This window comes from Marinomonas sp., assembly GCF_965225885.1.
Taxonomy (GTDB): domain Bacteria; phylum Pseudomonadota; class Gammaproteobacteria; order Pseudomonadales; family Marinomonadaceae; genus Marinomonas.
This window is the reverse complement of record NZ_OZ245329.1, coordinates 4610296-4637057: the sequence shown is the minus strand read 5'-3', so window position 1 is coordinate 4637057 and position 26762 is coordinate 4610296. Positions and strand designations below refer to the sequence as shown.

Annotated in this window: 20 protein-coding genes and 2 rRNA genes; 9 read left to right on the top strand and 13 right to left on the bottom strand. The window is 42.6% G+C overall.

Translation table 11 applies throughout. From position 1 onward, the window contains the following. A 23S ribosomal RNA gene (locus ACO05V_RS22185) occupies positions 1 to 245 on the top strand; the annotation flags it as partial. A gap of 180 nt (positions 246 to 425) precedes the next feature. After that, positions 426 to 540: ribosomal RNA gene (rrf, locus tag ACO05V_RS22180) — 5S ribosomal RNA — on the top strand. 758 nt (positions 541 to 1298) lie between these two features. Here the strand turns inward: rrf and ppk1 are convergent. The 3 genes from ppk1 to ACO05V_RS22165 form a co-directional block, all read right to left on the bottom strand. Beyond that, complete coding sequence (gene ppk1 / locus ACO05V_RS22175; RefSeq protein WP_421856828.1) at positions 1299 to 3521, bottom strand: polyphosphate kinase 1; 2223 nt, start codon at positions 3519 to 3521, stop codon at positions 1299 to 1301. Between the two features lie 146 nt (positions 3522 to 3667). Next, the gene (gene hemB / locus ACO05V_RS22170) at positions 3668 to 4663 is read right to left on the bottom strand and encodes a porphobilinogen synthase (RefSeq protein ID WP_421856825.1); all 996 of its coding nucleotides are present in this window, start codon (positions 4661 to 4663) and stop codon (positions 3668 to 3670) included. Between the two features lie 150 nt (positions 4664 to 4813). Beyond that, entirely contained in the window at positions 4814 to 6739 is a 1926-nt protein-coding gene (locus ACO05V_RS22165; RefSeq protein ID WP_421856822.1) for an ATP-binding cassette domain-containing protein, read from the bottom strand. A 258-nt stretch (positions 6740 to 6997) separates the two neighbouring features. Here ACO05V_RS22165 and hslO point away from each other — a divergent pair, with 258 nt between their 5' ends. Next, on the top strand, positions 6998 to 7873 hold the full coding sequence (hslO, locus tag ACO05V_RS22160) for an Hsp33 family molecular chaperone HslO (RefSeq protein ID WP_421856819.1): 876 nt from the start codon (positions 6998 to 7000) through the stop codon (positions 7871 to 7873). 17 nt (positions 7874 to 7890) lie between these two features. On the opposite strand, the gene ACO05V_RS22155 is transcribed toward hslO, so the two are convergent. Continuing rightward, entirely contained in the window at positions 7891 to 8292 is a 402-nt protein-coding gene (locus ACO05V_RS22155; RefSeq protein ID WP_421856816.1) for a CBS domain-containing protein, read from the bottom strand. Positions 8293 to 8705: 413 nt separating this feature from the next. Here ACO05V_RS22155 and mqo point away from each other — a divergent pair, with 413 nt between their 5' ends. Then, positions 8706 to 10184, top strand: a complete 1479-nt coding sequence (gene mqo / locus ACO05V_RS22150) for a malate dehydrogenase (quinone) (RefSeq protein ID WP_421856813.1) — start codon at positions 8706 to 8708, stop codon at positions 10182 to 10184. 91 nt (positions 10185 to 10275) lie between these two features. Next, a complete protein-coding gene (locus ACO05V_RS22145; RefSeq protein WP_421856810.1) occupies positions 10276 to 10545 on the top strand; it encodes a hypothetical protein in 270 nt (89 codons plus the stop codon). 110 nt (positions 10546 to 10655) lie between these two features. On the opposite strand, the gene ACO05V_RS22140 is transcribed toward ACO05V_RS22145, so the two are convergent. Together ACO05V_RS22140 and rho are read right to left on the bottom strand one after the other, a co-directional pair. Continuing rightward, positions 10656 to 11384 carry an NAD(P)H-flavin reductase gene (locus ACO05V_RS22140; protein WP_421856807.1) on the bottom strand — a complete coding sequence of 243 codons (729 nt, stop codon included), beginning with the start codon at positions 11382 to 11384 and terminating at the stop codon, positions 10656 to 10658. A 134-nt stretch (positions 11385 to 11518) separates the two neighbouring features. Next, positions 11519 to 12784, bottom strand: a complete 1266-nt coding sequence (rho, locus tag ACO05V_RS22135) for a transcription termination factor Rho (protein WP_421856803.1) — start codon at positions 12782 to 12784, stop codon at positions 11519 to 11521. Between the two features lie 534 nt (positions 12785 to 13318). Here rho and ACO05V_RS22130 point away from each other — a divergent pair. After that, a complete protein-coding gene (locus tag ACO05V_RS22130) occupies positions 13319 to 14836 on the top strand; it encodes an HD domain-containing protein (RefSeq protein WP_421856800.1) in 1518 nt (505 codons plus the stop codon). 25 nt (positions 14837 to 14861) lie between these two features. Here the strand turns inward: ACO05V_RS22130 and ACO05V_RS22125 are convergent, their stop codons facing one another. Further along, entirely contained in the window at positions 14862 to 15167 is a 306-nt protein-coding gene (locus ACO05V_RS22125) for a hypothetical protein (RefSeq protein ID WP_421856797.1), read from the bottom strand. Between the two features lie 397 nt (positions 15168 to 15564). Between ACO05V_RS22125 and ACO05V_RS22120 the strand changes: the two genes are divergently transcribed. The 3 genes from ACO05V_RS22120 (at position 15565) to ACO05V_RS22110 (ending at position 20910) form a co-directional block, all read left to right on the top strand. Next, entirely contained in the window at positions 15565 to 17592 is a 2028-nt protein-coding gene (locus ACO05V_RS22120) for a hypothetical protein (protein WP_421856794.1), read from the top strand. Positions 17593 to 17857: 265 nt separating this feature from the next. Further along, on the top strand, positions 17858 to 18967 hold the full coding sequence (locus tag ACO05V_RS22115; protein ID WP_421856791.1) for an ammonium transporter: 1110 nt from the start codon (positions 17858 to 17860) through the stop codon (positions 18965 to 18967). An 8-nt stretch (positions 18968 to 18975) separates the two neighbouring features. Continuing rightward, positions 18976 to 20910, top strand: a complete 1935-nt coding sequence (locus ACO05V_RS22110) for an EAL domain-containing protein (RefSeq protein ID WP_421856788.1) — start codon at positions 18976 to 18978, stop codon at positions 20908 to 20910. Here the strand turns inward: ACO05V_RS22110 and ACO05V_RS22105 are convergent. Genes ACO05V_RS22105 through ACO05V_RS22080 form a run of 6 tightly spaced genes read right to left on the bottom strand, consistent with a single transcriptional unit; the run spans position 20885 to position 26692 of the window. Continuing rightward, the gene (locus tag ACO05V_RS22105) at positions 20885 to 21262 is read right to left on the bottom strand and encodes a Na+/H+ antiporter subunit G (RefSeq protein ID WP_421856785.1); all 378 of its coding nucleotides are present in this window, start codon (positions 21260 to 21262) and stop codon (positions 20885 to 20887) included. The genes ACO05V_RS22110 and ACO05V_RS22105 overlap by 26 nt on opposite strands. Before the next feature lie 9 nt (positions 21263 to 21271). Further along, positions 21272 to 21541 carry a K+/H+ antiporter subunit F gene (locus ACO05V_RS22100; protein WP_421856782.1) on the bottom strand — a complete coding sequence of 90 codons (270 nt, stop codon included), beginning with the start codon at positions 21539 to 21541 and terminating at the stop codon, positions 21272 to 21274. Further along, entirely contained in the window at positions 21535 to 22020 is a 486-nt protein-coding gene (locus ACO05V_RS22095; RefSeq protein ID WP_421856779.1) for a Na+/H+ antiporter subunit E, read from the bottom strand. The genes ACO05V_RS22100 and ACO05V_RS22095 overlap by 7 nt, the downstream gene beginning before the upstream one ends. Then, positions 22017 to 23528: a monovalent cation/H+ antiporter subunit D gene (locus tag ACO05V_RS22090; protein ID WP_421856776.1), complete on the bottom strand. Its 1512-nt coding sequence runs from the start codon at positions 23526 to 23528 to the stop codon at positions 22017 to 22019. The genes ACO05V_RS22095 and ACO05V_RS22090 overlap by 4 nt, the downstream gene beginning before the upstream one ends. Beyond that, positions 23529 to 23894, bottom strand: a complete 366-nt coding sequence (locus tag ACO05V_RS22085; protein ID WP_012071644.1) for a Na+/H+ antiporter subunit C — start codon at positions 23892 to 23894, stop codon at positions 23529 to 23531. It lies immediately after the preceding gene. Next, complete coding sequence (locus ACO05V_RS22080; RefSeq protein ID WP_421856773.1) at positions 23894 to 26692, bottom strand: monovalent cation/H+ antiporter subunit A; 2799 nt, start codon at positions 26690 to 26692, stop codon at positions 23894 to 23896. Before ACO05V_RS22080 ends, ACO05V_RS22085 begins: the two co-directional genes overlap by 1 nt. Positions 26693 to 26762: the final 70 nt, after the last annotated feature.

Here is a 26762-nt window from a genome sequence, read left to right as displayed (position 1 = left end):
GAGAGGACCGGAGTGGACGAGCCTCTGGTGTTCCGGTTGTCACGCCAGTGGCATTGCCGGGTAGCTATGTTCGGACGGGATAACCGCTGAAAGCATCTAAGCGGGAAGCCTCCCTTAAGATAAGATCTCACTGGAACTTAAGTTCCCTAAAGAGCCGTTCGAGACTAGGACGTTGATAGGTTGGGTGTGTAAGTGCTGTGAGGCATTGAGCTAACCAATACTAATTGCTCGTGAGGCTTGACCATATAACACCAAAGTGGTTTTAAAACACATAGTACGATAGAAACTGGTTTGACCTTGATTATCGTTATTTCAAAACAGAATTGTTAAAGATCCAAGCACGTATTCGCGTGTTTTGAGACAAGCTAACGATAAAAAGTCAGCGCACAACACAGTGCACCTCAAAACAAACGCAAAACGAATTGCTTGACGATCATAGAGGCGTTGAACCACCTGATCCCATCCCGAACTCAGAAGTGAAAAGCGCCATCGCCGATGGTAGTGTGGGAGATCCCATGTGAGAGTAGGTCGTCGTCAAGCTTTAAAATGAAAAGAACCTCGTCCTGCGAAGCAGGGCGGGGTTTTTTCGTTTTGGAACCACGTCACCTAGCTCTTTACTACCTTTGGATCCATGTGATTACACCATGTTCCGAAGGAACCAGTGGAAGACATCCATAGGATGCCCGAAGGGGATGAAGCGAAGCTTCAGATCATTGAAGGTCGTCGCCTTGATAACACTTCAAGAGTGTAAGTATCAGCTGCCAGGGTTTTTTTCTTCGTCTGAAGAAAAGTCAGAAAATAAAAATGGGGGAGTAAACCTCCATGAAATTGGGAACGCCACGTGACTCCTATAAAGGTACACACTCGTCATTCCTGCGAAGACAGGAATCTAGCTCTTCTTAATGCTGACTAAGTAGCTCTGTGCTACCTCACCTTGCCATTCAATTTGCTTGCGCCTTATTCGATTTGATTGTATCTGTTCAGTAATCCAACGCGAAGCCAATATCAAGGTAAATGAACGACACCTGTTTTTAGAGGCCTTTTATTTTGACCATCATGAACTACACAAACTTGGTCAATTATCTTTATGAATCATAATGTTTTCGCCTATAGAATGACGCTAAAGGGGAATTTTGCGAGTTTTTCAAGAGAAGTTGACGCACTGGTTTGGTTGTCATACGTGAAGCTTTGTTAATGGTAGGTGACAAGATGTGTTAAATAATCTTGGGGATAAGCGTTGTTTTTATACACAAAAAAGCCCAGCTTGGTGCTGGGCCTTGTGTATAGCTATTGACTACTTAACGCGTGTTGTCTGCTAATTCGCTGAGTAAAGCTCGCTGAGCACTTCGATATTCGTCTTTTCTTGGTTTGGATAACTGATAAGAACCATCACTTTGAAGAATCCAGCTTTGGGTATTATCTGTTAGGTAATATTCAAGTTCTTTTTTCACTCGGCGTGTTTGTTGGTAATCCTGAAGAGGGAAGGCTACTTCAATGCGGTTATTTAAGTTTCTATCCATGCCATCGGCACTAGATAGATAAACCTGTGGGTTACGGTTGTTGTAGAAGTAATATACGCGAGTATGTTCTAGGAATCTTCCTATAATGCTGCGCACTCTGATGTTGGATGATATACCTTTGATACCTGGGCGCAATGTACAGATACCTCGAACAATTAAATCAATTTTTACACCAGCTTGAGACGCTTTGTACAGTGATTGTATGAGCCTTTGTTCTGTTAAAGAGTTCACTTTAATGATGATACGAGAGGGTTCGCCTTTCAGTGCATTTTCGGCTTCTCTGTTTATCATGTCCAGCAAACGGTCACGAAGGGTGAAAGGAGCATGTAGCAGCTTTTTCACCTTCAATTCTTTACTCATGCCTGTGAGTTGTTGGAAGACACGATGGACATCGTCGCCAATCTCTTTATCACAAGTCATAAAGCTATAGTCGGTGTAAAGACGAGCATTACCTGCGTGGTAGTTGCCTGTTCCTAGATGGACGTAGCGAGTGAGGTCTGCACCTTCTCTACGGACGATTAGGATCATTTTCGCATGGGTTTTATGTCGAACTACACCATAGACAACAATGGCGCCAGCGTCTTGTAAACGGCTTGCTAGTGCTAAGTTTTCAGCTTCGTCAAAGCGTGCACGTAATTCAATAACAACGGTGACTTCTTTGCCGTTACGAGCTGCTTCAACTAATGCATTGGCAATCGGTGAACGTGAACCTGTTCTATATAGTGTCTGACGAATGGCAACAACGCTTGGGTCTTTCGCCGCTTCGCTTAATAAATCGATAACTGGCGAGAAGCTCTCAAACGGATGCATGAGTAGATAATCACGCTGACGAATAGCTTCGAATAACCCACCTGAGCTCGCTAATTTTCTAGGTAAACCCGGTGAAAAAGGAGGGTACATCAAATCAGGGCGATCAACGAGTTCTAGTACGGCCATAAGACGGCTAAGGTTTACCGGACCATCGATACGATAAAGGTCTTGCTGCTCTAAATCAAATTGCTTAAGTAAAGAGTCGACGATATGAAGAGGGCAGTTTTCAGCGATTTCTAATCGTACTGAGCTACCGTAATGACGACTTTGTAACTCTGTACGCAGCGCCCCAGCCAAATCGACACCAATATCATCTGAGTCTACTTCTAAGTCGGCATTACGAGTAAGGCGGAATTGGAAGCAACCTTTGACTGTCATACCAGGGAATAATTGATCGGCATGAGCGTGGATGATTGAAGAAAGAAAGACAAGGTTATCACCGCCTTCACAAACATCATCTGGCATTTTAACTAAACGTGGTAAGGAGCTTGGAGCAGGAACAATGGCAAGGCCATTCTCACGTCCGAAGGCATCACGACCTTCTAATTCGACAACGAAGTTGAAGGTTTTATTCGCCAATCTTGGGAATGGGTGAGCTGGGTCGAGTCCAATAGGGCTGATAATAGGCAGCACATTGTCACGGAAATAGCGCTTCACCCAAGCGGCTTGTTTTTCATTCCATACGGTACGACGAATAAATTTAACGTTTTCCGTTGCTAGCTTGGGGAAAATAATATCATTCAGAATACGATATTGGCGGCGAACGAGCTTGTGAGCCTGTTCACTAATTAAGCTAAGCACTTTTTTCGGGTGCATGCCGTCGGGACCATTTTTTTCACGACTGTATTCTAATTGGCTTTTTAAGCCAGCAACGCGAATTTCAAAAAACTCGTCCATGTTTGAGCTGAAGATACACAGAAACATCAATCGGTTTAAGATTGGGTGATTTTCATCCATAGCTTGTTCAAGAACGCGTGCGTTAAATTGTAAGTGACTTAACTCGCGGTTGAAGTAGAGTTCTGGATCAGCCAGATCAATCTCTTCAGGTAGGCGTTCTTCAATTGCTACCTTATTAGGATCCTGTGGCTGTTCCGGAATGGGCTCTAAAACCAGCTCTGCATCTAATTCCAAAGGTGGTGGGCTAGGAATTGGCTCTTTTTTATCTATTTCGTTCACCGACTGCTCAGACATGTGCTTTCATTCTCTCTAAATACTGTTTTATTGTGTTGTTGGTATCATTGTTCCTTTTGCCTACAGTATGTAGGTAAATACTAACAAATTACACCAACGCAGCCTGCTGGTCACCGATTCTGTGCGTTTATTTGTACTAAAAGTTGTTAGCTTTTAGTTTTCAGCAGGCGTGCTGCATCTTTTGCAAAGTAAGTCAGGATGCCATCTGCCCCAGCACGTTTGAATGCTAGGAGAGATTCCATTATTACCGAGTCTTTATCTAGCCAGCCGTTTTGAAAGGCCGCCATGTGCATTGCGTATTCGCCGCTTACTTGATATGCAAACGTCGGTACTTCAAGTTCTGTTTTTACTCGGCGTACGATATCTAAATATGGCATGCCGGGTTTTACCATGACCATATCTGCGCCTTCTTCGATGTCGAGCATCACTTCGCGGATAGCTTCGTTAGAGTTGGCTGGGTCAATTTGATAAGTAAATTTATTGCCTTTGCCAAGGTTGCCACTTGAACCAATGGCGTCACGGAATGGGCCATAGTAAGCAGAAGCATATTTGGCGGCATAAGCCATGATCAGAGTATTGATGAAGCCTTCACTTTCAAGTTCATCACGAATCTCGCCAATACGTCCATCCATCATATCGGAAGGCGCAACCACATCGGCGCCGGCTTTGGCATGAGACAAGGCTTGTTTGACAAGTACATCGACGGTGATGTCGTTTAGTACATAACCTTCTTCGTCTATGATGCCATCTTGTCCATGAGTAGTATAAGGATCTAAGGCAACATCAGTGAGCACGCCAAGTTCTGGAAAGGCGTCTTTTAGAGCCCGAATAGCACGTTGGATTAAACCATTTGGATTATAGGCTTCTTCGGCGTGGAGTGATTTTTTGTCGGCTTCAATATAGGGAAATAAAGCAATGGTAGGAATGCCTAGCTCAACCAACTCTTTTGCTTCTTCTAATAATATATCGATGGAAACACGATCAATATTTGGCATAGAAGAAATGGCTTGGCGAACCTTTTCTCCCTCAATGACGAACATAGGATAGATTAAGTCGTCCGCAGTGAGGCGATGCTCGCGCATCAGGCGGCGAGAAAAATCATTTTTACGCATGCGGCGCATACGAGTGTATGGAAATGTCATCCAATATTTCTCCTTTTCGCTGTGTATGAATGTACTTTGATATTGTTACAATATTAAGTCAGTATCAGATGAAAAGCTTTGTGTTAGGACAAAACTTTACGGATTTCTAGCACTTAGTCTTTCTTTATCCGCTCTTCTCTGGTTTTGGGTCTAGATTAGTTTCGCTTCGGCTTCTTCAAGCTCTTCTTGGGCTTCGAACCAAGCTTCCTCACTTTCCGCTTGGGCTTTTTTCCATTTTGCCTCGTCACTTAACAAACTTTGCAGCTTGTCTCTTTGATCTGCTTCGTAAAGACTGGAATCGGCCATTGCTTCAGCAATGCGTTCAAGGTGCTCTTGTGCGGTTTGAACGGCCTTTTCATACTTCTCAATCTTCTTATGAAGCGGACGTAATTTTTCACGCATTTCAGCGGCCTTACGGCGTTCTTCCTTACGATCCACTTTATCGAGTTTGTCACCTGCTAAATCGCCTTTTTCAAGTTGCGCCGCATTGGCTTGTCTGGCTTGTAACCATGCATGATACGTCGGCAAGTCTCCATCGAATGCTTGGATTTGATGGTCAGCAACGAGGTAAAACTCATCAACCGTACTGTTGAGTAAGTGACGATCGTGGGAGACTAACAAAATGGAGCCAGGGAAGTCTTGTAGGGCTTCTGTTAGCGCTTGGCGCATTTCGATGTCCAGATGGTTAGTTGGCTCATCGAGTACCAATAAATTTGGTTTGGTCCAAGAGATTAACGACAGGGCTAAACGCGCTTTTTCACCACCTGAAAAGCCTTTTACCGCACGAAGTGCATCGTCGCCAATAAAACCAAAGCCACCCAAATAACGACGAATGTCGCTCTCCAGTACTTTTGGGGTGAGTCGTTGAATATGAAGTAATGGTGAAGCTTCTAAGTCGAGAGCGCTAAGTTGATGCTGTGAAAAATAACCGATTTTTAGGTTTTCGCCTAAGATGCGATCACCCGCTAAAATGCTGATTTCGCCTACAATGGATTTGATTAGTGTTGATTTACCCGCACCATTAGGACCAAGTAAGCCAATGCGCTGTCCATCTCGAAGGGCAAAGTTGGTGTTGCCAAGCTGAACGGTCTTTGTACCAGATTCAGATGTGTAGCCCAGATCAGCTTGAGATAAATTAATCAATAGCTGCGAGGTTTTCTCGGCCACAGGAATCGTAAACTCAAATTGCGAGTCGATATGAGCTGGACCGATAATCTCCATTTTTTCGAGCATTTTTAAGCGGCTCTGAGCTTGCTTGGCTTTATCGGCTTTGTAACGAAAGCGATCTACGTATTGTTGTAGGTGAGCGCGTTTCTCTTGTTGTTTTTCGTAGTTAGCTTGTTGTTGCGCTAAGTGTTCAGCGCGTTGGCGTTCATAATCTGAGTAGTTGCCCTTATAAAGCACCAATTGCTTTTGATAGAGGTGAACAATATGGCTACAAATACCATCTAAGAAATCGCGGTCATGGGAAATTAATAATAAAGTGCCGGGATATTGACGCAGCCAGTTTTCCAGCCACATGACAGCATCCAAATCCAAATGGTTGGTTGGCTCGTCGAGCAATAGCACATCTGAGGGACACATCAAGGCTTTGGCAAGGTTAAGGCGAATTCGCCAGCCGCCAGAAAAGTCAGACACGGGTCTTTGCATGTCTGTCATTTTAAAGCCTAGCCCTTGAAGAAGGGTTTCACCTCTTGATTGTGCCGTGTAGCCATGGGCATTTTCGTATTCACCTAACCAGCTGGCATGAGCATGATCGTCGCCGCTTGCTTGTGCTTTGGCAATATTGCTTTCTATGTCTCGAAGTCTATCGTCACCATCCAAGCAATAATCCAAAGCACTGCGTTGTGTTTCTTCCACTTCCTGCGCCATAAAAGCAATACGGCGTTGGCCCGGTAGAATCACTTCGCCAGTGTCAGCATGCAGCTCGCCCTTTATCATGGCGAATAAAGAGGATTTTCCTGCGCCATTGGCACCAATGAGACCGACTTTCTGACCTTCAAAAATGGTAAGGTCGGCTTCTTCAAGTAAGAACTGAGTGCCGCGCTGTAAACTAACTTCAGTAAATTGGATCATAAAAACTAGGAATCTCTTATCTCTATTAATGAGAAGTGATGTTGATCGTTTCAATCGTTGTTTCAATAGAAAGTACAATGCGCAACATTTTAGAGTGCTGCTAGACTAAACGAAATAGCAAGCGTGCATATTATCAATACATATCCCCAGTTTATGACGGTTTTAAAGTAGATGATTGATCAGCTCAAGGGTAAAATGGCGGCAATATTTATTTGAACTTTTTTAGTCGGGCTTTTAAGTCTGAACAAGGTGTGCTTTGTGAATAATGTAACCATAAACGAAATCCAGCGTTTTTCCTTTGATAATAGTAACGTTCGTGGCGAACGAGTGTTGCTGAATGACGCTTATCAAGAAATTATTAAACGTAAAGAATATCCGCTGGCACTAGAAAAACTCCTTGGTGAGTTTGTCGCAGCCATTGCGCTATTAAGAGACATTGTCAAAATAGACGGCGTGTTATCTATTCAAGCTAAAGGCTACGGCTTTTTGTCTACCTTGATGACGGAATGTGATGAGCATCAAAACCTTCGCGGCATTGCCCAATGGGACGAAAACCAAGAAGTGCCTGAGGTTATTTCTTTAAAAGACGTGCTCGAAGGTGGTTATTTAGCCATTACTATTCAGCCACGTAATGGTCAGCGTTATCAAGGTATTGTTGAAATCATTGGTGACACCTTGTCAGAATGCCTTGAGCAGTACTTCTCTCAGTCTGAGCAGTTACCAAGCCGAGTTTGGTTGGCGGCTAATGGCGCACAATGTGGTGGTTTGTTTTTACAGCGTTTGCCAGCAGAGCAAGCGAAAGAAGGCGACGAAGATGCTTGGGGCCGTTTGACTCATCTTGCTTCTACCGTGAAAGAAGATGAATTACTTGGCCTTGAAACAGGTGAGTTGCTTCATCGTTTATACCATGAAGAAGAAGTTCGCCTTTACGATACTAAAGTAATGCAGTTCGGTTGTTCATGTTCGCGTCAGCGTACTTTGGATGCAGTAATGTCACTAGGCTCCGAAGAAATACGAGAACTTCTGATTGAACAAGGTAGCGTAAAAGTAGACTGTCAGTTCTGCGCAGAAAAGTATGAGTTTACCGAAGACGATTTGGTGGGTTTACTGGGTGATCAAGCGAAAACCCATTAATTAAAAAACTCCAGCCGCTAAAACGTGGCGTGATTGACAAGGTCGCGCCACGAAATAATGCCAATGACATGATCTTCGTCGTCGGTTACCGGAAGGCAAGAAATGTCTACCCGCTTTAACCAAGCGACAATGTCTTCTATCGATGTTTCTGCTTTTACTGTAATAGGCTGACGTGTCATCACTTGATGAGCCGCTCTGTTTAAGGTGTCTAAGTCTCTAGGTTGTTCTGAAGCGCTGTCTATAAAAGGGCTGATGAGGCGTAACAAATCTCTATCTGAAATAATGCCAACCAGTTTGCCTTTTTCAGTAACTGGAAGATGATGAAAACCATTCGTTTCCATAATTTGTCTGACATTGGGTAAACGCTCATCCATATCGACACAGATGACATTCTTTATCATGATATCCTGTGCTTTCATCGCCATACTCCCCAGTACATAAAAATATAGAATTTAGTATATTTATACCGAACATTATTTTTTAAATATAGCAGCTAAATCGAAGCATGTTTTTTCGTAATGTTGTTAACATCGCCCTTCTTGTCGCTAAAGTCAATAAAATGAGCACTATCGTGAAAGTTGAAATGTGAATATATCTACATTCTTATACCAAGGTCTCAAGACATTATTTTTAAAATCCGTATAATTAACCCACACCTGCTCAGAATCCCTTATTAAGCTGATTTTCTATGGATTTTTGGCGTATGAGCAAAGGCGTTCTGAGGAGAGGGTGGAGAAACTAAAGCAGTGTATTCTGAAAGATGACTGTTGGCCAAAAGCCCTTTTCGACATCACTCTCAAATTCATAATTGGCTATGACACGGCGAAATCATATGACCTCAAATTCTGTAGACGTTTTACTAGTCGGGGGAGGTGCAATGAGCACCACCCTAGGAGTGTTACTAAAGCAATTGGACCCTAGCATGACCATATTAATGGTTGAGCGTTTAGGGAGTATTGCAAAGGAAAGTACCGATGGCTGGAACAATGCTGGTACAGGCCATGCTGCATACTGCGAACTTAACTATACTTCTGAAAATGATGATGGCTCTGTCAATATAGATAAGGCAGTCACTATTAACGCTGCCTTTGAAATCAGTCTTCAGTTTTGGTCTTACCTTGTTAAACAAGGCTTGATGCCTGCCCCTCAAGAGTTTATCCATCGTGTTCCGCATCAAAGCTTTGTGTGGGGACAGCGCAATGTAGATATGTTAAAAGCTCGTCATGCCGCAATGAGTGCACATCCAGCTTTCAAAGAAATGCAATTCACTGAAGACCGTGAAAAAATGAGAGAATGGATGCCTCTTGTTATGAATAACCGTGATGAGAGTGAGCCACTTGCTGCAACACGAATTGAACATGGTGCCGATGTAAACTTTGGTGCGATTGCACGGAATATGAGCAAACATCTAGAAGGTTTGGATAACTTTGAGTTAAGTTTGAATTGTGAAGTTAACGATTTGAATAAACGCTCTGACGGCCGATGGGACGTCGAGATTGAGCAAAATGGTGCGCGTAAAACCATTGACGCTAAATTTGTCTTCTTAGGTGCTGGTGGTGGCGCTTTGCCTTTATTGCAAAAAGCAGAAGTAAAAGAAGGCAAAGGTTTTGGTGGTTTCCCAGTAAGTGGTCAGTGGTTGGTGTGTGAAAAACCGGAATTGGTTGAACAGCATTTTGCCAAAGTCTATGGCGCTGCGCCTATTGGTGCGCCGCCTATGTCTGTTCCGCATCTAGATACGCGTATAATTGACGGTAAAAAAGCCATCTTGTTTGGCCCATTTGCTGGTTTTACGACGAAATTTCTAAAAACAGGTTCATTTTTTGATTTGCCGAAGAGTGTTCGCTTCGACAATATCAAACCAATGCTAAGTGTTGGTAAGAATAATATGGATCTAACGCGCTACTTGATTAGTGAAGTGATGCAATCTCACAAAGATCGTTGCAATTCTTTGCGTCAGTTTTTCCCTGATGCAAAGGATGAAGATTGGGAGCTTGCGTACGCTGGACAACGTGTTCAGATTATCAAGAAAGACGAAAAATTAGGCGGTAAGCTTGAATTCGGAACCGAAGCGATTACGACTGAAGATGGCTCTCTTGCTGCTTTATTGGGTGCTTCACCAGGCGCTTCAACAACGGTAAATACCATGATCGGTATTCTAGAGCGTTGTTTCCCAGAGCGTGTCGAGTCGCCTGAATGGCAAGCGAAAATGAAAGAAATGGTGCCTTCTTACGGTGAATCACTGGTAGAGAATACCGACTTACTTCTTTCAATTCGTGCAAACACGTTAGAGACATTAAACTTAAAGCCCTAACGTCATTGACGTCGATAGAATACGTTTTTAAAAAGCTGGGAATTCCCAGCTTTTTTGTAATTAAATTAATACCATCATTGTGAGATTGAATATGACAATAAGCTTTGCTGAGCGCGCAGATCAGTTGTGTGACAGATTACGAGACATGGAGCATCAAGCAGAAGAAGGTGATCAGCTGTTTTATTGTGCTTACCTTTTAGGGCTTTTAGGCCTACATAGTAGCGTAGAAGGAGAAGGGCGAGATGAGTTTGATCATGCTTTTACAGAAATTCTGCAAGACACACTGGAAGCCGAAGGTGTAACAAATGGCGATCAAGAGCATATTAAAGCTTTGTGGGAAACAGTTAGTTCCGCAGCTTAGTTCTTGATTGTGCAAGGTTCAATAAAAAGGGAGCACCCATTACGCTTGGCGCTCCCTTTTTATCAATCATTTTAAGGTGATAGCAATTTAATGCATCTCAACCAATGGTGTTAGAGTGCTGGTTTGTCTGGATGCGGTGCATAAGCAAAAACGTCAGAAAAACAGTTTTCTTTGCTAAGACCTTTGAGTTCCAATTGATCAAGTGTGCCATACACCATGCCAACCGATCCGCTAATAAATGCTGCGCTTTTACTTAGATCGGCATGGTCTGCTAGAACCGCTTCATACAACCAGCCACTTCGACCATGCCATTCATCGCTTTTCTCATTCACTATGACGTCTAGTGTAAAAGGCGTGTATTTATGTGCTTCTTCTAACCAGCCCTGAGCAAAAACATCTTCTGGTGTTCTTAGCCCCCAGTAGAATGAGACATTGCCAGTAAAATTCTGTTCGACCAAATGGCTATACAGACTTTTAATTTGAGCAAAACCCGTTCCGCCAGCAATCAATAAAATATTCTCTGGATTAGACTCTAGAACACCATTAGCGATATGGCAGTCGCCACCTGGTGCTTTAATCGTAATGCTGTCGTTAGACTTAATGTGTTCGACGACTTTACTGGCAAGAGACGCAGAATCCGAAACAAGAATATACAATGTCAAAAATGGCAGTTCATGTGGTGCGCTACCAATGGAGTAAGGTACTTGCTCACCCGTTGGTAGTACCACCATTAAATATTGGCCTGCTTCAAATGTTAGATCATCTACCTTTAAGGTAATTTGATATACATTTTGGTTGATTAATTCAACAGCTTTTACCGTCGCGGCAATTTCTTTCATTTAAACTACTCCAATATAAGTCACGCTCACCTTAAAGTGCTGGTGGCGGAATTAGGTTGATCATTTAAGTAAAAAAAAACCACTTCAGGAAGTGGCTTTTTTATTGCAGACTTCTTGCTGCAGAAAATATCTACTTATTTATTTTTGCCTTTCATCGACTCAAAGAACTCATCATTGGTTTGAGTTACTTTTAGGCGGTCAATCAAAAATTCTGTCGCTGCGACATCTTCCATCGGATTCAATAGTTTACGAAGAATCCACATGCGTTGTAGTTCATCTTCAGATGTCAGTAAGTCTTCACGACGAGTACCTGAACGGCGAATATTAATTGCAGGGAAGGTACGTTTTTCAGCAATTTTACGGTCTAGGTGCAATTCGGAGTTACCAGTACCTTTGAATTCTTCAAAGATTACTTCATCCATTTTGGAGCCCGTATCAACAAGCGCCGTTGCAATAATGGTTAAGCTACCGCCTTCTTCGATGTTACGTGCGGCACCGAAGAAGCGTTTTGGGCGTTCTAGTGCATTTGCATCCACACCACCAGTCAATACTTTGCCTGATGAAGGGATAACAGTGTTGTAGGCACGTGCCAAACGTGTGATGGAATCCAGTAAGATAACAACGTCACGTTTATGTTCAACTAGGCGTTTTGCTTTTTCGAGGACCATTTCAGCTACTTGAACGTGGCGAGTTGGTGGCTCATCAAATGTCGAGGCAACTACTTCTCCGCGAACGGTACGAGACATTTCGGTTACTTCTTCAGGACGTTCGTCAATAAGCAACACGATTAAATGACATTCTGGATTGTTACGAGTAATGGCATTGGCAATGTTCTGCAGCATGAACGTTTTACCGGCTTTCGGCGGAGAAACAACCAATGCACGTTGACCTTTACCCATTGGAGCAACAAGGTCAATGATACGAGATGTCACATCTTCAGTAGAGCCGTTACCAGCTTCCATCAATAGACGCTCATCAGGAAATAAAGGTGTTAAATTTTCAAAAAGAATCTTGTTACGAACGCTTTCCGGCTTATCAAAGTTGATTTCATTAACTTTTAATAAGGCAAAGTAGCGTTCGCCATCTTTTGGCGGACGAATTTTTCCGGCAATGGTGTCGCCAGTTCGTAGATTGAAACGTCTAATTTGGCTTGGTGATACATAAATATCGTCCGGACCAGCTAAGTATGAGCAGTCAGGTGAACGAAGGAAGCCAAAGCCATCTTGAAGAATCTCTAAGATACCGTCGCCATAAATGTCTTCCCCACCTTTCGCATGACGCTTTAGGATTGAGAAAATAACATCTTGCTTGCGAGAACGAGCCATGTTTTCTAGGCCCATTTCTGCTGCGATTTCTAAAAGTTCGTGTACTGATTTCTGTTTTAAGTCGGTAAGGTTCATAAACGGGTTTTGTATTAGCTCATTTGAGGAAAATTGACGGAATTAGAGTTATTCAATTAGTAACAATAATTTGTGTCTGGAAGTATTTTACAATGTATCAGCTACTCGGCACCAAAAGCACAAAACAAGATGGTTAGATTTTTGTTCTGTTTTTTTACTAGCCCGGATAGGGCAAAAAGCCAATACAGCGCGAAACAATTTGATTGGGATCTAAATGTGATCTGCTTAACTGCTTTATCACTATCAAGACCATTCATACTATAGTTCGACTTAAAGGCGAGGTCTATAGTGAAACTTAGGAAAAAAACACTTTCTGGTAATTTTTTGATCAAACTCAGGTTTTTCGTGGCTTCAGGCAGGCGTTTTTTTTAAATTAAGTGATTAATAGACCTTGCTTTTCATTAAATGACGCTAAATTTTATAAAAAATTCATCAAATACTCCGTTGTTTTTGGTATTTTGTTGCCGATGACATCGACCAGTAACTGATATACTCTTGTGCTTATTAAGACTTCGGCATCATAAGGCTTTCTGAATGCAATCACTCTTTTTGCAACAATCTCATGACTTCCCATTTGAAAAAATTGCTGCCATCGATTTAGGGTCGAACAGCTTTCATATGGTTATCGCTCAAGTTACTCATGGGCAGTTAAGAATTACTGGAGAGTTTGGGGAAAAGGTGCAGTTGGCCGCAGGTTTGGTTAACGGTCACTTGGATGATGCCTCCCAGCAGCGAGGATTAGATTGTCTAGCGCAGTTCGCACAAGTCATCGAAGATATGCCTCCAGGCTCTGTTCGTGTGGTGGGTACCAATGCGTTGCGGGTTGCCAAAAACCGCTATGACTTCATTGGTAAAGCAATGGATATAATGAGTCACCCTGTTGAAATCATCGCGGGTCGAGAAGAAGCTCGTCTGATTTACGTGGGTGTTTCCAGAACCATGGATCATGGTGATTCGAAAAGATTAGTGGTTGATATCGGTGGCGGCAGTACAGAGTTTATTATTGGTAAACAGCTGGAGCCAATATTAACGGAAAGCCTTCACATGGGCTGCGTGAGTTTTAAACAACGCTTTTTTGATGATGGCGTGATTAATAAATCTAATTTTCAGAAAGCCGTAACCGCAGCTCGTCTAGAGTTACTCAGTATTCAAGATGATTACCTTGATGAAACATGGGACGTGGCGATAGGCTCGTCAGGTACCATAAAAGCTGCCTTCAATATTGTTAAGGAAAATAATTGGAGCAAGAAAGGGATCACCCTAAAAACACTAAGACAAATTCAAAAGGCGTTATTTTCAGCAGGGCATGCAGATAACATCGATCTACCAGACCTTAAGCCTGAGCGAAAAAGCACTTTTGCAGCTGGCATAGCTATATTAACGGCAGTTTTTGAGTGCTTTGATATTAAGCAAATGGATTTTTCGAGCGGTGCCTTAAGGGAAGGTGTACTGTATGACATTATGGGACGTTACGCTGAAACCGATATTCGTGAGCGTACTGTTAATTATATGTTGAACCAATATCACATCGATACAGAGCAAGCAAAACTCGTCACAAATACTGCTTTATCTGCTTTAGCTCAAGTGAAAGATGATTGGAATTTGAACAGTATATCTAGCGAAGATTTATTGCGTTGGGCTGGCCTGCTTCATGAGGTTGGCGCCGGGATTTCACACAGTCGTTATCATAAACATGGTGCTTATATCATCCGTGAATCGGATATGCCTGGCTTCTCTCAGCAAGAACAACAAGCACTGGCTAATTTAATTCTTCGGCACCGCCGCAAGTTTACCCAGTCTCTAGATTATCGTTTTACTAAAAGTGATCAACAAGACTTAGACCGTTTATCTATTTTACTGAGATTGTCGATTTTGTTGCACCACGATAGAAAAGAAGGCGATATGCCTATTTTTACGCTGAAAGCCGATAATAAGAGCCTTCATGCTGAGTTCTTATCCGGATGGTTAGACAGTCGCCCTCTGACTTTAGCCAATCTTCAGCGTGAAGCTGAATCATTAGTTTCTGATGGATACATTCTCACATTTAGCTGAGTAAGATAAAAATTGTTGCCTTAGTTTAGGTCAGTTTATCGATTGACCTATACAAGGCAGCGACTTCTTCCCTTTGTAATCCTGTAATTCGAGAAAGCCGACCAACACTGGAGGATATTTGCACGGACTCTTTTCCTGCATCACTCTTTTCCTCAGGCTTTGGCGGTTCAAATTTGGTTTGTGTGGACAGTGATAGTTGTTGTTTAGCATGATCAGACAATTGAACCGGATCTTGTGGGCGCCCAGAATTTTGGTGTGAACGTGCTTCTCCTTGCATAGAAAAGCTAGGCAGATACAAAGGATTGCTTGATGAAACTGATGAAATCGACAAAACAGTCTCCTTGGATAATGGTTCACAATACCTTGTAGCATAGTACAAAAAACAATCTAACGTGAAGTTTTGTTGTTATATTTTTAATGCCATTGTGTAAGCGTCAGTATGGTCTTCTTACTCTTCATAAGAAGCAGGCCTTGAGCTGGTGCTTTTTTATTTCTGATCCACTTAATTAACGCTTAATTCGTCTAAATTCCTATTTATTTTATACTCTCATTCACCATATTAGTGTCATTGACATATAAGGATGATATTGTTTGCACAATGTCTATCAGCAAAACAATTTATTAAATAGTGCATTTAACAGGTGAGCATTCTGCTTTATATCATGTCGTTTCATTGGTAACGTGAATGATTATCTGTTGTAAGTTATTTGCTTCAAAAAGGATGCCGCATGAGCCAAGAAAATCTCCCAATAGAACATCTTTATTTTACTGAGACGAACTTAGAACAGATCTTAGAAAATTTAGATGTCGTTCGTAATCGAATCCATCCACAAATGACAGATGAAGAAGGTGTAAATGAGCAGGTGTTTCCATCTGTTTGCCTAATTGGTTTGGGTCGTTGTGGTTCTAATATTGCGTTGGATGTTGCGTCTCTAGTATACGATGCTAGAACCAATTACATGCGAGAAGTGGAAAGCCAAGAAATATTAGATAGTGAAAGTGAATTCAGACCTATGCGCTGGATTCGCAAGCATCTGCCACTTGAGGATAAAGATGGTTTTAAGCCAGTTTTTCTTATTGAGCCGATCGTCTTACTTGGTGACTTGGATAAAGATATTGAAGGAAGAATTCGTTTTTCTAATCAAGAAGGGCGAACGAAATTTCTAGAAGAATACACCAAATTACAAATAATGGATTTGTCTGAAGTTCACGCTGGTGGCGCTGGTAATGCTCCAATTCTCGGGCAATATCTCGCGAAGATTATTCTAAACAAAGATGCGACGACATTCCGTAATGAAAACTGGAAACAGATGCATTCTTATTTGGTTGATTCCTGCGGTATTAAAGCAAATCAGTCTCGCCTTTATTTTTATATCTTTAGTGCTGGTGGCGGTACTGGTTCTGGTATGGCGTCTGAGTTTGGCTTGGCGCAACAATTTTCTTACTTGAGCAAAACCTTTGACTATCGTTCAGATCAGAATCAGATGGCAGATAAACGCCATAGTTTTGTCTTTGAGCCTATTTTTACATCTGGTATTTGCATATTGCCGAATATCTCAGGAAAAAATGTTGAGATTTCTGAGGCATTGCATATTAACGCTGGGCGTTTGTTGACCAAGTATATTTCAGAAGAGTGGAATTTTTCGTATAACGAAGAGCGTGAAGACGACGAGGTTCCAGCTGATGTGATGGAACGAATTCGCCCATGGAACTCTATGATGTTGATTTCTAATGACATTATGCGTTATGCGGAAGAGGAGAACGGCGGCGATTCAGATAACATTGATGTAAATACCATGGAGAAATACGCTAACCAGTATATTTCTCAGCAAATCTTTAACATTTTGACAGCTCAAGCTGTGACAACGGATTACGATGAAGATTACTTCCGTCGTGCTGGTATCGATATTGCGGAAACTATCCGCTTGGACGCTAACGACTTATTTATGAGTCTAGCAGGTCCAGTGGCTGTTGCTTATGCGGAAAGTGTGGTGAACGAAGGGACACGTCAGGATAGCGTTGATATCGATGACTTATTCTGCCGCTCAATTGAGTTACCGCATTTTAATAATGATACGTCGGCTATTGAAGGCGTCAGTGTATTGCCAGTTGAATCAGAGCGATACCGAGAAGCGATTAAGAACTATCGAAAAAGTGGTTACGATGCGACAACGCTGAATCATCTGCATTTCTTTAAGAACTGTTCATCTATCGTTTCTATTATTTCATTGCCAAGAGATTACAAACTGTCTTTTACTGCATTGAATCGTTTAAAAATGCACTTGAACCGTCTGTGTCCTAATACAACATTGAAGCGTTATGCGCTTGTTATTGGTGCATCGGCAAACTTGTCATTAACGACGCTTATTGCCAAAAGCCCATGTTTAAGTGATGACTTTTTAACGCTAATGGTTGCTTACATGAAACGCTGTTTTGCTCGTGATGATTACCGATACACTGACGAAATTGATAAAGCGATTATTCAAATGATTCAAGATGATGAGTTTGATGATACTTTGGTGGACAAGTACTTTACGACTTACGAAAACCCAGCGAAGATTTTAGACACTAACTGGTATGCAATTAAACCTATGTACGAGAAAAAGTACCGCGAGTTGATTGATAACAGCCAACGTTTTGTTTCAATTAATGATATTCGGTTGGATATAAATAACGTCAAAAATGCGATCAAATATCTTCGTGAAATTTATCGTCATCGCATCAGTAAAACCAATGTTCTTACACTAAATGGTTAATTTTATTTAGTTAAATACAAAATGATGGTTTTTTTGGAAAAGGCTGCTTAATTACATTTGAGTAGCCTTTTTTGTTGTCCTGCTTTTTTATAATTGGCTAGTTTCAATAGTTGGCTTAACTATTGAATGATTAACGGTGGTGTTCATAGTACTGCTTCTCGTCTTTACTTTTTTGTTCTTAGCACCTTGTATGGTGTGTTTGTTATTTGTCCCACGTTATTTAGCATGAGCCTTTTTGGTGCGGTTCTAACCGTTTAGGATGTATATGGCAGAATACTATTGGTTGTTGGTGAGCTCTGCGCTTGTATTTATGATGCAGGCTGGTTTTTTGTGTTTAGAAAGCGGCCGTATTCGTAGTAAAAACAGCATCAACGTCGCGGCAAAGAATATATCTGACTTTATTATATCGACGACCTTATTTTGGCTATTTGGCTTTGGCGTCATGTTTGGTGATTCTGTATCAGGGTTGTTTGGTGTTAGCGATTTCTTCTTTAATGATCAGCACACGCCTTGGGAAATAAGTTTTTTCCTTTTTCAGATGATGTTTTGTGGTACCGCGGCAACATTAACCTCTGGTGCGGTTGCCGAACGTATGACATTTATCGGCTATTTGGCGATTACGGTTGTGTTAAGTGCGATTATTTATCCAATTGTTGGGCATTGGGCTTGGTCTGGTGTTTACCCTTCAGAAGGTCCACAGGGTTGGCTTGAGGCGCTGGGTTTTATCGATTTTGCGGGTTCTACCGTGGTGCATTCTGTCGGTGGGTGGGTGGCATTGGCTGCGATTATCATTATTGGGCCTCGTATGGGGCGCTTCGAAGAGGGCATTCGGTTACCGCCCGGTAATAATCTTCCCTTGTCTGCTCTAGGCACGTTACTTATTTGGTTTGGATGGATTGGCTTCAATGGTGGTAGCACATTGGCACTTAACGATGATGTGCCAGTGATCATTCTAAATACCTTTATCTCTGCTGCTTGGGGCGCTCTCATTGCCGCAGGCATTAATTATTTCCGGGATGGCTATATTGAAGTTGGTTTTGTGCTGAATGGCACGATTGCCGGTTTAGTGGGGATTACCGCTTCTTGTCATGTTGTGTCACCTGGGGCATCCGTGATTATTGGCGCTGTTTCTGGTGTTGTCGTGTACTTTGGCAGTGTATTGATGGAGCGTTGGCGCTTAGATGACGCCCTTGATGTTGTTCCTGCCCATTTGTTTGCTGGTATTTGGGGAACTTTGAGTGTCGCTCTGTTTGGTCAAACAGACAAAATAGATAATGGATTAGGCTTCTTAGAACAGCTCGGGGTGCAAGCCTTAGGTATTGTCGTTATTGGCTTCTATTGTTTTGTGGTGGGTTATGCCTGCATGTGGTGCTAAATCGCTTTATGCCGCTACGAGCAAGCAGAGAGCAAGAAGAGCAAGGCCTAAATGTGGCTGAGCATAGAGCGACGACTGAGCTATTTGATTTGCTGACCTCCATGCAATACCAACAAAATAATGCCGATTTTTCGAAACCTGTGCCAGAAGAGCCATTTACGGAAGTGGGCCAGATAGCTCGTAAATACAATCAAGTTATTGATCGAGTGAGTACTGAAATTGCACAGCGTGATGATGCCTTGATGCGTTTTCAAGAAAGCGAAATGCGTAAGTCTGCGATATTGAATTCTTCAATGGATTGTATTGTTACCATTAACCGCTTTGGTTCCGTAATGGAATTTAACCCAGCGGCAGAACGAACATTTGGCTGTCTGAAAAAACAGGTTGAAGGCAAAAGCTTTATCGGTCTTTTTATTCGTGAAGAAGACAGAAAGAAGATTTTTGAAAGTTTGAACTCAGGTTTCTCCACATCAAACGGCTTGATATTGAATCGACGTAATCCGTTTCGCTTGCAGCGCAGCCCGAATAATGACTTTCCTGCTGAAATTGCGATCACCAAAGCGAATGCAGACTCTGCGCAAGAAAGTGAGTACACACTTCATATAAGAGATATGACTCGCCATGTGAAGCTACAGGAACGCTTGAAGTTTTTAGCGTACAGCGATCCCTTGACCAGCTTGTACAATCGTACTTATTTAATGGACTCGCTTGTTAGCGCTTTGCTTTTTGCTACCAAACAGAAGACGTCTGTCGGGTTGCTATTTTTGGATTTAGATAATTTTAAAATTATCAATGATACCTTAGGTCATAAAGCCGGTGACGAGCTGCTTTGTGAAGTGGCAAGACGCTTAATTTCGGTATCGGATCAATTTGATGTCATTGCCCGTTGGGGTGGCGATGAATTTGTCTTCATGATGACTGAAGATGTTACGGAGAGCCGCTTAGCTAAACGAGCTCAGCAAATTTTAGAGGCTATGCGAGCACCCGTGCATTTAAATGAACAATATTTCACTATTCCAACCAGCATTGGTATTGCCTATACCGGCGAGCAAAGTCTGGATGCTGACAAGTTGATTCAACAAGCTGATATTGCTATGTATTGGGCAAAAGAAAAGGGTCGCGATAATGCGCAGTTTTTCACCCCTGAAATGTCTAATATCGTTACGAAAAAGTTTGGTTTTGAAAAAGAAATCAATGATGCGCTTGCGTCAGAGCAATTCTCTTTGGTGTTTCAGCCTAAAGTCTTTATGGAAAAGGATAATATTCTTGGTTTGGAAGCTTTGATCCGATGGAATCATCCAACCAAAGGGCTTATTTCACCTGCTGACTTTATCCCTATTGCGGAAGAATCTAACTTAATCATTAAAATTGATGAGTGGGTAATTGATCAGGCTTTACAGCAACAAAAAGCATGGCGAGATCAAGGTTTACATATTGTCCCTATTGCCGTGAACCTTTCAGGGCGACATTTGGTGTCTGATTTTTTAGTCGCTTATATTTCACAAAAGTTAAATGTTTATGGTATTGAGGGCAGCTTGCTAGAAATTGAAATTACCGAAGGCGTTCTTCTACAAGATATTCAGCGCTGTATTGAAGTAATGGCGGAACTGAAGGCCTTAGACATTAGGATATCTGTAGACGATTTTGGTACAGGTTATTCATCATTGAGCTATTTGAAACGCTTACCATTGGATATCTTGAAAATTGATCAATCGTTTGTTGAAGAATGTGATCGTCATACCGAAGACACTAAAATCTGTGAAACCATTATTCATTTGGCGCGCAGTTTAGAGTTGGTGATTGTTGCGGAGGGAGTAGAAACCGCTCCGCAAGCTGAGATGTTGAAGTCGTTAGGGTGTGAGATTTTTCAAGGCTACTACTATAAACCCATGATAAGTTCTGATATTGCCAAGTTGCTTATTGTTGATCCTGTGGTTTGCTAGGCGATTCTCGATCACGAATTGTTTCCATAAGCTCTTGGTTTTGCGTTTTTTCTAGCGGCTTAGTGCGATAGTGCAGTGCCGTTTTGGCAATCATATTTGCCGCGACTGGCGCCGTAATCAACAGGAACAAAGTGATCAAAAACTCTTGAATGGAAAGGAATCCTTTCAAGTGGCTTTGAAAAATCATCGATGCAACTAAAACACCAGTAATTCCCAATGTTGATGCTTTTGTTGGGCTATGCAAACGCATATAAATGTCAGGTAAACGAGCAAGACCATAAGAGCCGATCAATAGAAAAATGCCGCCAACAAGCAAAGACACACAGATAATAATTTCGAGATAAAAAGGCATAACAGATCCTTATTCTATGATGTCGCCGCGAAGTAAGTATTTACATAGAGCCGCAGTACTGACAAATCCTAACATGGCAATTAATAGTGCTGCTTCAAAATACAAAGCACTTTCTACATAAATGCCGTAGAGCAAAATCAGTGCAATGGCGTTGATGTACATGGTATCTAACGCCAGAATTCGGTCTGATACAGTTGGGCCTTTTAAAAGACGCCACAAATTCAAAATTAGCGCGATGCAAATACACACCGCCACTATGGTGATGGTTATCTTTAGCATCCAAATATCTCCTTGATTGGCTTTTCATAGCGTTGCTTAACCGATTTAATCAGTTCTGCCTCGTCATCTAGGTGAAGTGAATGGACATAGAGCCATGCTTTGTCTTTCGATACTTCCGCGCTCACGGTTCCCGGAGTAAGAGACACAGTGCTGGCTAAAATAGTGATGCCTAAGTCTGAGTCGATATTGATCGGAATCGCGACAAAGCCCGGTTTCAACTTTTTGATCGGACCAATAATCAGTAACGCCACTTCCACATTGGCGACCAAGATATCTTTCAACACCATGAGTACGTAGCGAATTGCTAACCAGGGTTTAAGAATCTTAGGGTGTTCATCACGCATACTGTTTACCAGTAAGGGGATGGTGACCGCAAAGAAAATTGCCAATACCATGTGCCCAGCACTAATGGAATTGTTCAATAACAGCCACACGACAAACAGCAATAGGCTGTGAAATGGCATAGGGAATAACTTCATTGCGCTACTCCTGGTAATAATGCATAAGCAGAAGACTGGATATCATGAAGATGTTGTGCCGCTTGCTGAGTAAATTGAGTAATATCGCCACCAAATAAAACCAGAATTGGAGAAGCAAGTAACAATAAGCCGATACCCATGATTTCAGTGGTTTTAGCGGGTTCCGCTTCTGCAGCCACACTGCCATTGTGACGCCAGAAAAGCGTGGTGCCAGCTCGTGAGAAAGTAATCAATGCAGCCAAGCTACCAATCAGAATCAAGGGCCAAACCCACATGGTTTGCGCTGAAGACTGCGTTGCTTGCAAAATCATGATTTTGCCAACAAACCCAGATAATGGCGGCATGCCGATTAACGCCAAAGCAGAAATCGCAAATCCAAAGCCTAATAATCTAGGTTGAACAAAAGGACGTGAGCGCACAAAACGGTCTTCGGCTTTGCCGCGTTGGCGAGACATCACATCGGCGAGCAAAAATAACCCTGCTGATGCCAAAGTACTATGCACCATGTAATACAGAGCCGCAGAGGTGGCTGCTTCTGAATTGATTGCTGCACAGGCCAATAAACTGCCACTGGAGATAATGACTAAATTCGCGCTGAGTGTTTTGATTCCAGGACTTGCGAATACACCTATGGTACCAATGGTGATGGTTAACAAGGCCATTGGCCATAACCAAGGAGTAGCAATGTTGGCCAGTTCGCCAGCATCGTCGCCAAAAATAACAGTATAGACGCGGAAAATACTGTAAATCCCTACCTTGGTCATAATGGCAAATAACGCAGCGACTGGTGCACTAGCGCTGGCGTAGGTTTTCGGTAACCAAAAATGCATTGGCAGCATGGCAGCTTTTAAGCCGAATACGACTAATAATAACAGCGCACCGGTTTTTGCTAATGTCGCCGTTTCACCTTGCAGTTGGCCAACTTTGATTGCCATGTCTGCCATATTTAGCGTGCCAAGCGTGCCATATAAAATGCCAAGGCCGAACAAGAATAGGCTAGAACCAACAAGGTTAAGAATGACATAGTGCAAAGCTGCTTGGGTTTTTTGTTTGCCGCCAGCATGGATTAATAGCGCATAAGAAGCGATTAGTAATACTTCGAAAAAGACGAATAAGTTAAATATATCGCCTGTTAAGAAAGCACCGTTAATGCCCATTATTTGGAACATAAACAGTGGGTGGAAATACGCGCCACCTTTGTCTTGTCCTGCGACAGCATACAGCATCACGCAGAAAGCTAAAAATGCCGTTAATAGCACTAGAAGGCTGGAAACCTTGTCTGCCACTAATGCAATACCAAAAGGCGCTTGCCAGCCACCTAAGGCATAAAGCTGAGTACCTTCGGCGTTTATTTTGTACAACAAAACGGCGGATGAAATCAGTAAAAACAAGGTGCCAATGATTGAAGTAATACGCTGCGAATTGATGTCACGTGATATTGGCGGCAACAACATGATGGCGCCAAATAACAAAGGAATCAGAATTGGAAAAATGCTCAGGTGTTGCATTTATTGGCTCCCTCCTGATTTCTTCGAGGCATCGCCCGGCTGTGCTGGCAAAGTGCCATCAACATGGTCGTTACCCAAATCGGCGCGAGCACGCATTGCTAGAATTACGGCAAAGGCTGTCATCGCAAAACCAATTACAATGGCTGTTAATACCAAGGCTTGAGGAAGTGGGTCACTGTATTGCTCAGATTCACCCAGTACCGCAGCAGCATTAAGTTTGAGTCTGCCACTGGCAAACAAGAACAAGTTCACGGCGTAAGACAATAAAGTTAAGCCGATAACCACAGAAAAAGTGCGGCCTCGTAACGCAAGAAAGATTCCGCAGGCGGTTAATAAGCCAACGCAAAATGCGTATAAACCTTCCATTAATCGTGCTCCTTTTGAATAGGACGCTCACTGGTGGTCAACTGACCTAGATTGGCAAGGATCAACATCGTTGCACCCACTACTGTGAGGAAAACACCAAGATCAAAAACCATGGCACTGGCTAATTCGAATTTGCCAATCACTGGTAAGTAGAAATAATCGAACCAAGACGACAAGAACGGATGTCCAAAGACCCAGCTACCCAAACCACTTAGAGTCGCAATACCAATACCCGAGCCAATCATTACTTGATAATCCAACTTGATACGAGTCTTAATCCAGTCAACACCGTGCGCCACATACTGTTGGATAATGGCAACCGATGTAATTAAGCCAGCAATAAAACCGCCGCCCGGCATGTTGTGCCCGCGTAAGAAGATATACGCAGAAACCAACAGTGCTAGTGGCAACAAACTCTGGGAAATCACCGCTAAAAGAATAGGGTAGCGATCTTCCGACCAAGCTAAGCCATTGTCGTCGCTGGATGGCATAAAGAGACGCATTTTAGCGATCAATTTATAAATACCTAATGCAGCAATACCCAACACGGTGATTTCACCAAGGGTATCGAAGCCACGGAAATCCACCAAAATCACGTTTACAATATTGGTTCCTCCGCCACCGGTTTTACTGTTCTCGGTAAAAAAAGTCGAAATCGTATCGAGAGGACGAGTCATCAAGGCATAAGAAATAGTACCGACAACCCCACCAATTAATGATGCGAGACTTAAGTCGCGCACCACTCGACGAAGAGAAGATTCTTTCGGGGTGTTTTGTGGCAAAAAGAACAGTGCCAAGATCAATAAGATAACCGTCACAACTTCAACCGAAAGCTGAGTAAGCGCCAAGTCAGGTGCTGAAAACTGAGCGAATGCCAACGAAACAATCAAACCGACAACAGACAAGGTTAGCAAAGCAATAACTCGTCTTCTGTGCCATATAACAGTGGCTAAAGCGGAAACACATAACAACACAGCGCAAGTAATGGATAATGCATCAAGAGGAATCTCAGGGCGTTGTCCTGCTGTTGTATTCAGCTTCATCAAGGTAGATGCCGTCATCACAATAGCGAAAGCTAAAACAAAGAAAATATAGCGTTGTAGTGAGCCATTTTCGGTGAAAGCAATAATGCGATTGGCCTTGTTCGTCAGGTATTGGATAACTCCTTCAAATACCAACTTAGGGTCACTGGTTGGGAATTGTGCTTGGAACTTAAACATGTGAGAGCGGTTGTGATACATGTACAAGCCGCCAACCAAAGCGATAACACTCATTAATAACGGGAAGTTAAAACCATGCCAAATTGCCAGACTATAGCTTGGCGCAGGGCCATTAAGCGTGGCGCTTGCTGCGGCAAGTAACAGGTCACCAACCACCAAACTTGGGAAAATACCGACAATTAAACAAAGCCCAACCAGAATCTCTACAGGAACACGCATGTAACGTGGAGGCTCATGAGGTGTTTTGGGTAAGTTAATTGGCTCACCATTAAAGAACACATCGTGGATAAAGCGCATTGAGTAAGCCACCGCAAACACGCCACCCAAAGTTGCCAATACTGGAATGAACCAAGACAAGGAGCCAAGTGATGCTTGATGCAGGGTTTCGGTGAAGAACATTTCTTTTGATAAGAAACCATTCATCAATGGCACGCCCGCCATAGAGGCTGATGCCACCATCGCCAGAGTCGCCGTGTAAGGCATGTATTTCCAGAGACCATTTAACTGGCGCATATCGCGCGAACCAGATTCATGATCAATAATACCTGCCGCCATAAATAAAGACGCTTTAAAAATGGCGTGGTTGATAATATGGAAGATGGCCGCTACGGCGGCGAGGTCTGTCCCCATGCCGAGTAATAAGGTAATCAAACCCAAATGACTGATGGTCGAGTTAGCCAACAGCCCTTTTAAATCATGTTGGAATATCGCGATGTAAGCGCCGACAAGGAAAGTTGCCAAACCTGTCAAACTAACAATCAAGAACCAAAGATCAGTATCTGCAAGCGCTGGGTAAAAACGCGCCATCAAGAAAATACCGGCTTTTACCATGGTTGCAGAATGTAGGTATGCACTGACTGGTGTTGGTGCTGCCATGGCATTGGGTAGCCAAAAATGGAATGGGAACTGAGCCGATTTAGTAAAAGCACCTAGTAAAACTAAAACCACAATAATCGGATAATTCGCACTGGCTTTGATCAATTCGCCACTGTTTAAAACATCTTGAAGACTAAAGCTGCCAACCGTGTTCCCTAGAATCAGTAAACCGGCCAATAGAGCTAAGCCGCCAGCACCCGTAACCGTTAGCGCCATTCTTGCGCCTTTTCTGGCTTCCGTTTTGTGTCCCCAGAAGCTGATCAGCAAGAAAGAACTAATACTGGTTAATTCCCAGAAAAACCACAGCTGAATTAAGTTGTCAGACAGCACCACGCCAAGCATGGCGAACATAAAAAGGATTAGGTAAGAGTAAAACTTACCAATGGAATCTTTCGCTGATAAATAATAGCGGGCATACAGAATAACCAGTAAACCAATGCCCAGAATCAAAATAGAGAATAACAGCGCCAAGCCATCTAAACGGAAGGCCAGCTCTAAACCAATAGCAGGGATCCAAGGAATTGCCGCGAGAAAACGTTCCCCTTGGAAAATATCACCAGCATGAGTAAGGACTAAAAAGAGAGTTAAAGCAGGTAATGCAGCTGTCATAAACGCACAAGCGGTGCGACTAAAGCGAGCGGTAATAAGCGGGATTAACGTACCTAATAAAGGAAGAAAAGGTAGCCAAATAAGTGAGCTCAAGGGCAAAACTCCTTTCTAGTGAGCGGCAATATAGTTTGAATGTACTGTGCGAGCATGGTTGTTGTCCTAA

What these genes read in the sequence shown, in the direction of transcription:
- ACO05V_RS22110 (WP_421856788.1), top strand. Translation starts at nt 18,976, where the DNA reads ATGCCGCTACGAGCAAGCAGAGAGCAAGAAGAGCAAGGCCTAAATGTG.
- hemB (WP_421856825.1), bottom strand. Translation starts at nt 4,663, where the DNA reads ATGACATTTCCATACACTCGTATGCGCCGCATGCGTAAAAATGATTTT.
- ACO05V_RS22090 (WP_421856776.1), bottom strand. Translation starts at nt 23,528, where the DNA reads ATGCAACACCTGAGCATTTTTCCAATTCTGATTCCTTTGTTATTTGGC.
- ACO05V_RS22100 (WP_421856782.1), bottom strand. Translation starts at nt 21,541, where the DNA reads ATGCTAAAGATAACCATCACCATAGTGGCGGTGTGTATTTGCATCGCG.
- ACO05V_RS22120 (WP_421856794.1), top strand. Translation starts at nt 15,565, where the DNA reads ATGAGCCAAGAAAATCTCCCAATAGAACATCTTTATTTTACTGAGACG.
- ACO05V_RS22085 (WP_012071644.1), bottom strand. Translation starts at nt 23,894, where the DNA reads ATGGAAGGTTTATACGCATTTTGCGTTGGCTTATTAACCGCCTGCGGA.
- ACO05V_RS22115 (WP_421856791.1), top strand. Translation starts at nt 17,858, where the DNA reads ATGGCAGAATACTATTGGTTGTTGGTGAGCTCTGCGCTTGTATTTATG.
- ppk1 (WP_421856828.1), bottom strand. Translation starts at nt 3,521, where the DNA reads ATGTCTGAGCAGTCGGTGAACGAAATAGATAAAAAAGAGCCAATTCCT.
- ACO05V_RS22165 (WP_421856822.1), bottom strand. Translation starts at nt 6,739, where the DNA reads ATGATCCAATTTACTGAAGTTAGTTTACAGCGCGGCACTCAGTTCTTA.
- mqo (WP_421856813.1), top strand. Translation starts at nt 8,706, where the DNA reads ATGACCTCAAATTCTGTAGACGTTTTACTAGTCGGGGGAGGTGCAATG.
- rho (WP_421856803.1), bottom strand. Translation starts at nt 12,784, where the DNA reads ATGAACCTTACCGACTTAAAACAGAAATCAGTACACGAACTTTTAGAA.
- ACO05V_RS22095 (WP_421856779.1), bottom strand. Translation starts at nt 22,020, where the DNA reads ATGAAGTTATTCCCTATGCCATTTCACAGCCTATTGCTGTTTGTCGTG.
- ACO05V_RS22140 (WP_421856807.1), bottom strand. Translation starts at nt 11,384, where the DNA reads ATGAAAGAAATTGCCGCGACGGTAAAAGCTGTTGAATTAATCAACCAA.
- ACO05V_RS22155 (WP_421856816.1), bottom strand. Translation starts at nt 8,292, where the DNA reads ATGAAAGCACAGGATATCATGATAAAGAATGTCATCTGTGTCGATATG.
- ACO05V_RS22130 (WP_421856800.1), top strand. Translation starts at nt 13,319, where the DNA reads ATGCAATCACTCTTTTTGCAACAATCTCATGACTTCCCATTTGAAAAA.
- ACO05V_RS22145 (WP_421856810.1), top strand. Translation starts at nt 10,276, where the DNA reads ATGACAATAAGCTTTGCTGAGCGCGCAGATCAGTTGTGTGACAGATTA.
- ACO05V_RS22105 (WP_421856785.1), bottom strand. Translation starts at nt 21,262, where the DNA reads ATGCCTTTTTATCTCGAAATTATTATCTGTGTGTCTTTGCTTGTTGGC.